Below are 12,307 nucleotides of genomic sequence, written 5' to 3' on the forward strand. Positions count from 1 at the left end.
ACCTCTTTGTTTTCTCTTGGTAAAAGTATCCAAAAAACAACCATAAAATATGTCAAATATATACAATTCACAGCTTGTACTTATGAAAAAAGGTGCTATAATATAGCTTATCAAAAGCGAAGGAACCATAAAAAAGTTCCAAAGAATGCGATGAAAGGGATACATCACAGGAAGATACCGGAGCACAGAGAGTCGTTAACTGGTGAGAGATGACAGAAAGCCTTCCTGAGACATCACCCTGGAGCATCCTGCCAAAAGCATTAACAATCAAGTTGATATATTAAAAGATGCAAGTAAGTAAGGACGTTTTCTCTACGTTACAGGAGAGACTGTTTCATATGACAGATTCAGGAAGAGTGGCCGTTGATTGATTACGGCAAGCAAAGTGGTACCACGGAAAATTCCGCCTTTGCAGTCCAGCATGGACTGTAAGGGCGTTTTTTTATAAATACATATAAAGATACAGACTCATAACAGAATCTGAGCCTGACAAAGGAGAAAAGAGGTATTAGGTAATGAGTGGAATCTTAATGATGGTTATCGCCATTGTAGTACTTGGAGGCGCATATCTCCTGTACGGGAGATATCTTCAGAAAAAATGGGGAATAGACCCAAATGCAAAAACACCGGCTTATGAACTTCAGGACGGTGTGGATTATGTACCGGCAGATACCAATGTGGTATTTGGTCATCAATTTGCATCCATTGCAGGTGCAGGCCCAATCAATGGACCAATTCAGGCTGCTATCTTTGGATGGCTTCCGGTATTGCTCTGGATATTGATTGGTGGTGTATTTTTCGGAGCTGTACAGGATTTTGCAGCAATGTATGCTTCTGTAAAAAATAAAGGACGTACAATTGGATATATTATTGAAGAATATATCGGCAAACTTGGTAAGAAACTGTTCCTGCTGTTCACTTGGCTGTTCTGCATTTTGGTTGTTGCAGCATTTGCAGATGTGGTAGCCGGTACATTTAACGGATTCGTGGCGGATGAATCTGGAGTTGTTTCTAAAGTAGCAGCGAACGGTGCCGTTGCCACAACATCCGTACTGTTTATTTTAGAGGCTGTTGTATTGGGCATGATTTTGAAATATGCAAAATTAAATAAATGGGTGAATACAGCAATTGCAATTGTAATGCTTGTCGCAGCAGTAGTACTTGGACTGCAGTTCCCGGTTTATCTAAGCCGTGATGTATGGCATCTGATTATATTTGCTTATGTTTTAATTGCGTGTGTAGCGCCGGTGTGGGCATTGCTACAGCCAAGAGATTATCTGAACAGTTATCTGCTGATCTTTATGATTGCCGGAGCCGTGATCGGAGTATTTGTATCCAATCCGTCCTGTAATCTGAAAGCATTTACCGGATTCAATGTGGATGGACAGTATCTGTTCCCGATTTTGTTTGTTACGATTGCCTGTGGTGCGGTATCAGGATTCCATTCTCTGGTTTCTTCCGGTACTGCTTCTAAACAGATAAAAAATGAAAAGAATATGTTGCCGGTATCTTTCGGTGCAATGCTGATGGAAAGTATGCTTGCTGTTATCGCACTGATTGCAGTTGCTTCTTTTGCAAAGGGTGAAGCTGCATCCCAGGGTCTGACAACACAGCCTCAGATATTTGCTGGTGCAATTGCCAATTTCCTGTCAGTCATTGGTCTCCCGCATTCATTGGTATATACATTGATCACTCTTGCGGTATCTGCATTTGCACTGACTTCATTGGACTCTGTAGCCAGAGTCGGACGACTGTCCTTCCAGGAATTCTTTTTAGATGAAGATGTTGATGATGACAATATGAGTCCATTTTTGAAAGTTGTAACCAATAAGTATTTTGCAACCATTTTAACACTGGTATTGGCATACCTTCTGGCCAAAGTCGGCTACGCAGAAATCTGGCCTCTGTTCGGTTCTGCAAACCAGTTGTTATCTGTACTGGCCCTGGTTGCCTGTGCAGTATTCCTGAAAAAGACAAAAAGACAGGGTGTAATGCTTTGGGTTCCTATGGTATTCATGATGGCCGTTACATTCACAGCATTGGGAATGACAATCGTAAAATTATCAAAGGCATTTGTAACAACAGGGCTGAGTCTTGGAAATACAATGCAGCTGATATTTGCAGCATTGCTTTTGGTACTTGGCATCATTGTAGCAATACAGGGTGTTAAGAAACTTATGGAAAAGGAAAACTAAAAACATATCATAATATATTGTTTGCAAGAAACCGCATTCCTTCATGTCTTCTCATGATGGAATGCGGTTTCTTATATTCTTATATTCATCTTAACTTTTCATCTTTCTATATATTCCTTCCAGACGATCCAGTGCCTGATTCAATGTATCATCCTTTTTTGCAAAATGAAACCGGATCAGATGATTGACATCTTCTCTAAAGAAGCTGGATCCGGGCACCGCACCCACACCGACTTTTTCCGCCAATTTTTCACAGAATTCAAGATCACTCTCATAACCAAATTCACCGATATCCACCAACACATAGTAAGCTCCCTGAGGCTCCGTAAAGGTAAGTCCGATATCTCTGAGCCCCCCGGTAAAAAGCTGCTTCATGTGTGTATAATGTTTCTGCAAATTCTGATAGTATTCATCTCCAAACTGAAGGCCTGTCACAGCCGCTTCCATAAGAGGCGCCGCCGCTCCCACCGTCAGAAAATCATGCACCTTCTTCACCCGGTCAATAATCTCCGGTGCGGCAATGACATATCCCAGTCTCCAGCCGGTAATGGAATAAGTCTTAGAAAGAGAACTGCAGATGATGGTTCTCTTTCGCATACCGGGAAGTGCTGCCAGATATATATGCTCATAAGGCGCATAAACAATGTGCTCATACACCTCATCCGTAATCACATAAATATCATAACGTCCGGCGAGTTCTGCAATCGTCATCAATTCCTCTCTGGTAAATACTTTGCCGCAGGGATTTGAAGGATTACAGAGGATCAGAGCCTTTACACCCTTTTGCCTTATCGCTTCCTCCAGTTCATTTGCATCAAAGTGAAAATCCGGCGTATGAAGCGGCACATAGATTGGTTCCGCTCCGCTTAAGAGGGCATCCGCCCCATAATTTTCATAAAAAGGCGAAAACACCACTACCTTATCCCCCGGGTTACACACAGACATCATTGCTGCCATCATAGCTTCTGTACTTCCACAGGTCACTACAATCTCTGTATCCGGATCGATCTTCATTCCGGAAAAATGCTCCTGCTTCTTTGCCAGTGCTTCCCTGAAGTTCTGCGCTCCCCAGGTAAAGGCATACTGGTGTGGGCCTGTCAGTGCAACTTCCGCAAGCCTGTCCGTAATCTCCTTTGGGGGATCAAAATCCGGAAATCCCTGAGACAGATTAATCGCCCCATACTGATTCGATACTCTCGTCATTCTCCGGATCACAGAATCCGTAAACACGGCCGTTCTATTCGATAACTCTGGCATATTGATTATCCCTCCCCTTAAAAATATCCTGTATATGTTTTCTGCACTACCACATGATATACCATATCAATCATGGTATTAAAGTCAAAAACAGGCAGACCACTGACAGCCTGAATCGCTCTGGCATAAGGAGGCAGGTCACTGCATTCCAGAAGAATTGCCCCCACATCCGGCTCTCTCTTTAAGAGATCTTTCACTGTCTGACAAATTTCTTCCGTAAGTTTACCGTTATCCAGTCTTGTCTCACCATAGCATATCGCATGGAACGCCGGCAGACTTCCAATATCCGCCACCACCAGCCGCTTCATGTCCGTTCCTGTTTTTGACAGTACTTCTGCATTTATATTATCTGCGCTGGCCGCAAGAATTGCAATCTTTTTCCGGGAAGAAATGGAAGTCTTAATCAAAGGAAGCTGACAGAGACTGGACAAAAATACCGGAATATCTACCGCTTCTGCAACTTCTCTCTGAAAATGTGCAAAGTATCCACAAGCTCCCACAATCGCCCGGACTCCTTCTTTCTCCAGTTCTTTTGCCGCTGCGATGATTTCTTCCTTTAACGCACTGTCTCCTTCAAATAATCGTTCAATCGCAAAGGAAACCTTTTTATACAATACCGGAAACGGGTAAGTAGTTGCATTGGCCACATTCCCCGGAAACTTTGGATAAATCAGATTCACTGCAATAATACCAATTGCAAATCCCGCAGTATAGTGTGCCGGTGTCTCAACGACACCGGCCAGATCTTCACGATTCTCTAATGTTCCCTGCCACATTATGCATATACTCCTTCATTCAGATATGCCAGCAGTTCATCTTTATTCAGATGACCGATTCCCAGATCATCCAGCGTTAATCCGGATGCATAGAAATCCTGTCCTGTCATAACAGCGCCCAGCGTGATCATACTGTCAATCACCGGTGTCGGCACATCGTATTTCTTTCCCAGCTCGTGGTAAATATGGCATCCAACCGGTATATCCTCTGTAATATACCGATTCTGAATACTGAACGGACCGGTTCCAAAGCCGGTCGGCCACTGCTCGTCAAAAGGAACTATGCAGTCATCTCCCATATATTCCGGCCCCAGTATACTTGTTCTTGACAGGAAATTTTTCTTAGAAAATTTCTGAATCCCCACACCCATCTTCTCTGCAAGAGCAACTTCCTCCTGATAGAATGCATACTGAACCTCCGCAATGGATTCACAATAGGCATGGCTGTATATAGAGTAACTGTGTTTGTCATTTCCGCCAAAGATTCTTCCCCAGTTCTCCATAACTCCCACACCCAGCAATGTTCCCGGGCAATGGAGCACCGGATTCACATTGCTGAATCCAATATCCATTACGGTATCACCTGAAGTGTATCCATCTTCCTGGGTAATGGAATCAAAACATCCCAATGCCTTAGAACTCTCCAGAAATATTTCCTGATCCGTTGTCGGAAGCGCCGCTCCTCTAAGTGTAATTGCCCGGTATACCAGCCAGCATTCCGAAGTCATCACGCCGCCTTCCGTTTCTACTCTTGTACCATAAGGGGCACTGGACCATCCTCCTACTATTATTTTTCTTTCAACTCCCAGTTCTCTCATCTTCCTGCGAAGCTTAAGTGACCCAAAATTATCCGGAATAATATGTATGATCATTCCATCTTCCAGAAGCGGAACCATTTTCTCAAAAAAAGCTTCATGCGCAACCGATGGCACTGCTACAATAACCAGTTTACAACCCTTCACTCACTCTTCCAGATTTGTTGTGATCAGATCAAAATGTGCAGTTCCCAGCCGTTTAAAACCATATTTATTCTTTGGATTTCCCGCTAAAGTAATTCCGGTCTTCTCCAATCCTGCCAACGTCTTTTTTGCAAAGGGCTCCATATCATAAAGGTGCACCTTATTTCCGCCAAGCTTACAATCAGCTGCTACTGTCTTTCCTACTGCACCGCCTCCCAGCACCGCTACCGGTGCATTCTTTAATTCGTCAATTCCATACATATTTCCTTTCCTCCCTGTCTGTGTCTGTATCCGGATAACTTTACCCATATAACTACATGCAGAGCCTGCACATTAGTGCAAACTCTGCATGATATCTGTTTTTTACTTCTATTTAGAACACCGGAACAACTGCTCCCGCATAATTTTCATTAATGAAATCTCTGACTTTATCAGATAATACTGCGTCTACAAGTGCTTTGGTCTTATCTGTATCTTCATCGCCTTCGCGGACAGCAATAATATTTGCATAGGTCTCAGCTGCTTTGGAATCTGCAGACTCAAGAGCAATTGCCGCATCCAAACCGGCTTCAATTGCATAATTTCCATTGATGCAGGCAACATCCACATCATTGATTGCCCTTGCCACCTGAGCAGCCTCCAACTCTTTGATTTCCAGATTCAGCGGATTTTCTTCAATATCCAGCACCGTCGCCTGCAGCCCTGCATCCGCTTTCAGTTTAATCAGACCTTCCTGCTCCAGCAGAAGCAATGCTCTTGCCTCATTGGTTGTATCATTTGGTACAGCTACTACCGCTCCATCCTTCAGTTCGTCTAAGCTTGCAGTCTTACCTGCATAGATTCCAAGAGGCTCAAAATGAACATTTGCCACACCTACAATGTGTGTTCCATTTTCCGCATTAAAATCATCCAGATATGGCTGATGCTGGAAATAATTTGCATCCAGATCTCCGTCCTCCAGTGCAGTATTCGGCAGTACATAATCATTGTACTCTACCACCTGCAGATCGTATCCTTTCTCTGCCAGATCACTCTTAAGCTCATTTAGGATCTCTGCGTGCGGTGTAACACACGCTCCAACAATAAGCGGTTCCAGTTCTTTGCTTTCTTCAGAAGTCTTTGCGGACTCTTCAGTTGTGCTCTCACCTGAAGAATCTGAGGATACACCACATCCTGTAATTAATCCTAATGTCAATACTGCCAATGCCGTTAACGCAATAATTCTGTTTTTCATCATATCATTCTCCTTTAACCTTTACTTTGCTTTATTTAATTCTCTTATCAATTCGATTGACCAATCGAAGTCCTGATTCCTGAAAAATCTGCACGATAACCACCAGTAAGACAACCGTAATCAGCATCGTCTGGCTGTCATAGCGGTAATATCCGTAGTTCGTCGCGATTGCTCCCAGCCCTCCACCTCCGACAAATCCTGCCATGGCTGAGTATCCCAGAATGGTGGGCAAGAGAAATGGTCGCTCCTACTACCAACGACGGCTTTGCTTCCGGAAGAATCACTTTATAAATAATCTGAAATTCCGATGATCCCATAGCCTGTGCTGCTTCAATGACACCACCATCTACTTCCTTCAGTGAAGATTCAACCATGCGCGCCACATAAGGAGCTGCCGCTACAACTAACGGCACGATTGTTGCCGTCGATCCAATCGTCGTTCCCACTACCAGTCTTGTAAATGGAAGAATCGCAACCAGCAAAATCAGAAAAGGAATCGACCTGACCAGATTGATGATTCCACCCACCACAAAATTCACTACTCTATTTTGACAAATACCATTTCTGTCTGTCACAAATACCAGAACACCCAGTGGAATTCCAATCACATAAGAAAGTGCCGAAGAAACCAATACCATATAAAGTGTCTCTAAAATTCCTTTTCCCAACAGTCCTATCATTTCCTGGCTCATAACTGTACTCCCCCTTCCTCAAAATATGTATCCGGCAGGATCAGATTTCTGGCTGTCTCTGACTGCGGGTTTAAAAAGATATCTTTCACTTCTCCAAATTCTACGATTTCTCCCTGGCTCATAACTGCGACCCGGTCACAGATCTGCTCCGCAACCCTCATCTCGTGAGTAATGACGATAATCGTTACCCCACGGGTCTGATTGATTTTTTTCAGAAGTCCCAGAATTGATCTAGTAGTAATCGGATCTAAGGCACTGGTTGCCTCGTCACAGAGAATCACTTCCGGGTTGGTTGCAAGTGCTCTGGCAATCGCTACTCTCTGCTTCTGTCCGCCGGACAGCTGTGCCGGATATGCCTTTTCCTTATCTGAAAGATCTACAAGCGTAAGAAGTTCCTTTGCCCGTTCAAGCCTTTCAGCCTTTTTTACTCCTGCAATCTCCAGCGGATAACAGATATTGTCTATAACATTCCTCTGTTCCAGCAGATTGAACTGCTGGAAGATCATTCCCATCTTCTGCCGGTTCTTCCTGAGTTCAGCAGGATTGGCTTCCATCAGATTCTCTCCGTCGAAATACACCGCTCCTTCCGTCGGCCGCTCCAGAAGATTGATACATCGGACAAGCGTTGATTTTCCTGCTCCCGAGAATCCGATAATGCCAAAGATTTCTCCCCTCCGTATTTCCAGATTTATTTCCTTCACTGCGAGGACATCCATGCCTTTAGGGTTAAATTTCTTATTTACATTTTCCAGTTTTATAATGTATTCTGCCTCTGCCACCTAATATAACCACCTGTCTACTCTTTGTTATCTGTAATCAGACTAACACGATAGGTTTAATATGTATAATACATAAAAAAAATGTCCAGCTATAGGTCAAAACTATATCTGGACATTTATCTCTACGTGATAAAAAAATCCCAGAAGATTTCTCCTCTGGGATTTTCTACTTATGGGACTTGTATTCGTTCTTAGCCCAAAAGCAGCAAACTGAATACCAGTGTGAAGAGGGCTACCGTCTCTACGATACCTACTACGATAAAGTAGTTCGCTGTACCTTTTCCTGTTGCTCCCAACGCATCTGCAGCTGCTGCAGCACATTTACCCTGGAACAATCCTGAGAGACCAATTGCGAGACCTCCGAAGATACCAACACCAAGTGCAAGTCCTGGATCTCCACCGCCTGCCATTGCAGACTTAATAAAGTTCATAAGAAGGAATCCATAAATTGTCTGTGTAAGAGGTGCACCAGAGAACGCGATCATAATGAACGGTGCCGGTTTTCCACTTGCATAACATTTTTTCCATGCTCCAACTGATGCCATTCCGGCAAATCCTGCACCAAATGCTGATCCTGAAGCGGACAGACCAAGTGCAGCTGCCATTCCAACAAATGCTAAATTCATAATTATTCTCCTTTATCTTTATAATACTATTTTTTAATCTTATCGTTTTCTTTAAATGGTTCATATGCAATTCCTGTCCATTCCAGACCAGCCTGTCCCGAGAACTCCAGAACATTCAGTCTGACGCCATGTACTACGACAGAAAGGAAACACATAATAATGTTGAGGCCGTGTCCAATCAATACAACCACTACACCAAGAATTATAAGCGGACCATGAAAACCTGCCGCTATTCCGTTAAAGCTCTGGGAAATGGCAAGACCTGCCATTCCAACCGCAAACAGACGGATATAACTCATTACATTACCAAAACAGCTGATGGTATTTAAGAATACGGTAAACGCATCCGCGAGTCCTGCTTTGATTCCCTGTGCAAAGGTACGATCCGGAGCCATTCCTCCGAAGAGTACTACCGTAATAAATGCAACTCCAATGAGTGCAAATACCGGCTTAACGCTAATCTTCTCTCCGATTACCAGGTAAAGTGATAGCATATACATTGCAATGATTGCTACGAGCCAACCTAAATCTGCCACCCAGCTTAAATTCTTCTCACCAATCTTTTTCTTGATAGAAATTAAACTTCCTAGCGCCATCTGAATTGCTCCGATGGAAAATGAGAACTTCATGATCGTGTTCTGCTGCGTCAGAGCCGTCACACCAAAGTACTCCGGATAATTGGCAAAATTAGGAATCACCATCGCCTTAAGAAGCGGAACTTCCATGGCCTTTTCCATACCAAACCATGTACCGGTAATCGCTCCCCATATAATGGTCGAAATCGATAGTACAAACAGTAAATAAACTGTATTATCTCGTTTCTTTGTTTTCGCCACATACGCAATGGTTCCGATAAGAATGAGGAGACCATAACCAGCGTCGCCAATGATCATTGCAAAGAACAATGTGAAAAACAGGAAGAACCATAGTGAAATATCTGATTCTCTGTATCCCGGCAGAATTCCCAGGATATCAAACACTGGTTTAATTAATCCCGACAGTTTTCCGTATTTTACTTTTGTAGGAATCTGCGTATCCTCTTCCGACACATCTTCCTGCGCCCATGCCCATTTATTCTCTTTTGCTGCAGTTTTAAATTTATCCAGCTCATCCTCAGGAAGGTATCCTGAGATCCAGACGAAATCATCATCATTTTCTGCAGTCTCACTTGCTGAAGAATAATTCTCCGCATTCTGAGCTTTGAGCATCTGAACCTGAAAACTGGAATCATACACAGCAGCTTTTTTTAAGACCTCATCACACGCAGCAATTTCCTGCTGGGCAATTTCAATCTCTTTCGTCAGTTCACTGATCCCTTTTTCCGGGATAGAAAACTCAGCCGCCGGAATGGTTGCCGGCAAGGTTCCTAATACAGCAACGGTATCCATCTTATCAATCGATGCGAGGCGAACAAACCGAATCTCCGGATCTTCTGCCACCATCGTATAATCATTCTTTCCTAAACGGTAAAAATGAAGATCATACCCTGCTTCTTTTAATTGCTTTAATTCACCTGGCTCAAAATCACCCCAGGCTTTGATACGTTCGATTTCTGCATTGGCAGCACTTATCTCCTGAATAAGAGCTGATTTTTTATCCATTGCTGTCAAAACACCCTGATACATCTCCTCAAACTGAGTATCCGTAAGAATCGGAACCTCCTCTTTGTTCTTGGATTTCTTATCCGGCGCATAATCCATCAATGCGGATGCAGTTTTTGAAAGACTGGTAAATCTTTCTGACACTGCACGCTGAGGACTCTTTTTCTCTGACAGATGCAGAATTCCGAGATTTCGAAGTCCATCGAGCATCTCGTCTTTTTTGGAGACCGATGACACGATGTAGACCATTTTCATCTTTTCTATCATTGTGCCGCCTCCACAAGTTTTTTCTTTGAAATTTTTCCGCGAACAACTGCCGCTGTCTGCTGGTCGCCAAGGAATACTCCGATGATCCGGATATTTTCCTTTGCCTCTGGAATCTTAACTTTCTCAAACAGATTAACTCTCTGAGATGTAGAACGTAATTCCTTCTCAAGAAGTGCTTCCTGTTTGCGAAGTACTGATACCAGCGCATCCAGCCGGGCAATCTCACGGAGTTTTATGATTGCAGTATCCACCCACAAAGGATAGTCGTCAACATCATAGTTAATGTCTTTGAATGTCAGTTCCTGAAATGTAGGAACTGTGACACCCGCGATGTTCTCATTCTTACAGATAACTGTGTCTGGCTGTACCAGATGATCAAGCTTTTTGCTTTCGTCAAAGATCTCATTCTCCGCAAATACAGCAACCCAGTCATCCAGATCTCCGATCATCTGAGCACGTTCGACTTCCTTCTGTTCCAGCTCAGCTTTTGTCTTCATGATCACCGACTGCAGCTGCTGTTTTTTAAGCTGCAGCGTCGGAAGATACCGCTGATACTGTTTCAGGCGATCTTTCTGCACCTTCTGCTCATTTTTTGTAAGTTTGATAGCCATCAACTACTCCTTTTAGTTTAATGCATCCTTCTTCGGCCATCTTTCTTTCAGAAGACTCGTCTTCAAACCAGTTTCATTTGGCTCAAAGCACTCTGCAAGAATCTGCCAGCCAAGATCAAGTGCATCTTCAAGTGGGATATTAACACCAAGGTCCATTAATTTTGTTTCGAAAAGTTCACCGTATTTCAGAAGCTTCTCATCCCATTCAGTCATAAGGAATCCCATGGATTTCTTCTCAAGAGCTTCCTTGTACTGAGAGTAAAGACGAATCATACCGTCCATGAGAGCACGGTGGTCATTTCTTGTCTTACCATTTACATTCTGTTTCAGACGTGAAAGTGATCCGAATGGCTCAATATGTCCATTCTTTAAATAATACTGACCTTCTGTAATATAACCTGTATTATCTGGTACCGGATGTGTTACGTCATCACCCGGCATTGTTGTAACACCAAGGATCGTGATTGATCCGGCGCCTTCGATATCAACAGCCTTCTCATAACGAGATGCAAGACAGCTGTATAAGTCTCCCGGATAACCTCGGTTAGAAGGTACCTGTTCCATAGTAATAGCCATTTCCTTCTGTGCATCTGCAAAGTTTGTCATATCGGTAAGAAGAACAAGTACTTTCTTTCCCGCAAGGGCAAACTGCTCTGCAACAGCAAGGGCCATATCCGGTACGAGTGTACACTCTACAGTTGGATCGGCTGCAGTATGAATAAACATAACCGTATGGCTCATCGCGCCACCTTTTTCAAGAGTGTCGCGGAACGTAAGATAATCATCATATTTCAGTCCCATACCACCAAGAACGATAACGTCTACTTCTGCCTGAAGTGCGATACGGGAGAGCAAAGCATTGTATGGCTCACCTGAAATAGAGAAAATCGGAAGCTTCTGGCTCTCTACAAGTGTGTTGAACACATCGATCATAGGAATACCCGTACGGATCATGTTCTTTGGCAAAATACGTTTTGCAGGGTTAAACGAAGGTCCGCCTATCGGAATCATATTTTCAGTAAGTGCCGGGCCATTATCTCTTGGAACTCCGGCTCCGTCAAACACACGTCCAAGCAAATGCTCTGAGAAGGAAACCATCATCGGTCTTCCAAGGAAGCGGATCGGATCATTGGTTCCTACACCCTGTGCACCTGCAAATACCTGAAGAGATACCACATCTTTATCAAGTTTAATAACTGTCGCGTAACTGTCACCTACGAGAGCGAGGTCGCCAAGTCTGACATCCTTAGCTCTGACAGTAACTACGTTACCGACGATTGATTCTATTTTTGTATATACTTTCTGCACTT

The 12,307-nt window shown here is 43.5% G+C and carries 10 protein-coding genes and 2 pseudogenes; 1 reads left to right on the plus strand and 11 read right to left on the minus strand.

Features of this window, described 5'->3' with window-relative positions:
- Positions 1–515 precede the first annotated feature (515 nt).
- Positions 516–2,195, plus strand: a complete 1,680-nt coding sequence (locus ACQRD1_RS10710; RefSeq protein WP_235232648.1) for a carbon starvation CstA family protein — start codon at positions 516–518, stop codon at positions 2,193–2,195.
- A gap of 90 nt (positions 2,196–2,285) precedes the next feature.
- Here the strand turns inward: ACQRD1_RS10710 and ACQRD1_RS10715 are convergent, their stop codons facing one another.
- The 11 genes and pseudogenes from ACQRD1_RS10715 to ACQRD1_RS10765 form a co-directional block, all read right to left on the minus strand.
- Positions 2,286–3,452, minus strand: a complete 1,167-nt coding sequence (locus tag ACQRD1_RS10715; protein WP_235232649.1) for a pyridoxal phosphate-dependent aminotransferase — start codon at positions 3,450–3,452, stop codon at positions 2,286–2,288.
- A 17-nt stretch (positions 3,453–3,469) separates the two neighbouring features.
- On the minus strand, positions 3,470–4,228 hold the full coding sequence (locus ACQRD1_RS10720) for an aspartate/glutamate racemase family protein (RefSeq protein WP_235232650.1): 759 nt from the start codon (positions 4,226–4,228) through the stop codon (positions 3,470–3,472).
- Entirely contained in the window at positions 4,228–5,190 is a 963-nt protein-coding gene (locus ACQRD1_RS10725) for an NAD/NADP octopine/nopaline dehydrogenase family protein (RefSeq protein WP_427787540.1), read from the minus strand. The genes ACQRD1_RS10720 and ACQRD1_RS10725 overlap by 1 nt, the downstream gene beginning before the upstream one ends.
- On the minus strand, positions 5,191–5,448 hold the full coding sequence (locus ACQRD1_RS10730) for a hypothetical protein (RefSeq protein ID WP_427787542.1): 258 nt from the start codon (positions 5,446–5,448) through the stop codon (positions 5,191–5,193).
- 112 nt (positions 5,449–5,560) lie between these two features.
- The gene (locus ACQRD1_RS10735; protein WP_235232690.1) at positions 5,561–6,421 is read right to left on the minus strand and encodes a MetQ/NlpA family ABC transporter substrate-binding protein; all 861 of its coding nucleotides are present in this window, start codon (positions 6,419–6,421) and stop codon (positions 5,561–5,563) included.
- Between the two features lie 31 nt (positions 6,422–6,452).
- Positions 6,453–7,101, minus strand: a pseudogene (locus ACQRD1_RS10740) (methionine ABC transporter permease).
- Positions 7,102–7,142: 41 nt separating this feature from the next.
- Positions 7,143–7,829: pseudogene (locus ACQRD1_RS10745) on the minus strand (methionine ABC transporter ATP-binding protein); the annotation flags it as partial.
- Between the two features lie 254 nt (positions 7,830–8,083).
- Entirely contained in the window at positions 8,084–8,518 is a 435-nt protein-coding gene (locus ACQRD1_RS10750) for a V-type ATP synthase subunit K (protein ID WP_235232653.1), read from the minus strand.
- Positions 8,519–8,544: 26 nt separating this feature from the next.
- A complete protein-coding gene (locus ACQRD1_RS10755) occupies positions 8,545–10,386 on the minus strand; it encodes a V-type ATP synthase subunit I (RefSeq protein ID WP_235232654.1) in 1,842 nt (613 codons plus the stop codon).
- Positions 10,383–10,997 carry a V-type ATP synthase subunit D gene (locus ACQRD1_RS10760; protein ID WP_235232655.1) on the minus strand — a complete coding sequence of 205 codons (615 nt, stop codon included), beginning with the start codon at positions 10,995–10,997 and terminating at the stop codon, positions 10,383–10,385. The genes ACQRD1_RS10755 and ACQRD1_RS10760 overlap by 4 nt, the downstream gene beginning before the upstream one ends.
- A 12-nt stretch (positions 10,998–11,009) precedes the next feature.
- Entirely contained in the window at positions 11,010–12,305 is a 1,296-nt protein-coding gene (locus ACQRD1_RS10765; protein WP_235232656.1) for a V-type ATP synthase subunit B, read from the minus strand.
- Between the last annotated feature and the right edge of the window lie 2 nt (positions 12,306–12,307).

Source organism: Bariatricus sp. SGI.019, from assembly GCF_050315235.1.
Taxonomy (GTDB): domain Bacteria; phylum Bacillota; class Clostridia; order Lachnospirales; family Lachnospiraceae; genus JAFBIX01.

Excerpts from the sequence above, each read along its gene's own strand:
- ACQRD1_RS10710 (WP_235232648.1), top strand. The coding sequence starts at position 516 with ATGAGTGGAATCTTAATGATGGTTATCGCCATTGTAGTACTTGGAGGC.
- ACQRD1_RS10715 (WP_235232649.1), bottom strand. The coding sequence starts at position 3,452 with ATGCCAGAGTTATCGAATAGAACGGCCGTGTTTACGGATTCTGTGATC.
- ACQRD1_RS10720 (WP_235232650.1), bottom strand. The coding sequence starts at position 4,228 with ATGTGGCAGGGAACATTAGAGAATCGTGAAGATCTGGCCGGTGTCGTT.
- ACQRD1_RS10730 (WP_427787542.1), bottom strand. The coding sequence starts at position 5,448 with ATGTATGGAATTGACGAATTAAAGAATGCACCGGTAGCGGTGCTGGGA.
- ACQRD1_RS10735 (WP_235232690.1), bottom strand. The coding sequence starts at position 6,421 with ATGAAAAACAGAATTATTGCGTTAACGGCATTGGCAGTATTGACATTA.
- ACQRD1_RS10750 (WP_235232653.1), bottom strand. The coding sequence starts at position 8,518 with ATGAATTTAGCATTTGTTGGAATGGCAGCTGCACTTGGTCTGTCCGCT.
- ACQRD1_RS10755 (WP_235232654.1), bottom strand. The coding sequence starts at position 10,386 with ATGATAGAAAAGATGAAAATGGTCTACATCGTGTCATCGGTCTCCAAA.
- ACQRD1_RS10760 (WP_235232655.1), bottom strand. The coding sequence starts at position 10,997 with ATGGCTATCAAACTTACAAAAAATGAGCAGAAGGTGCAGAAAGATCGC.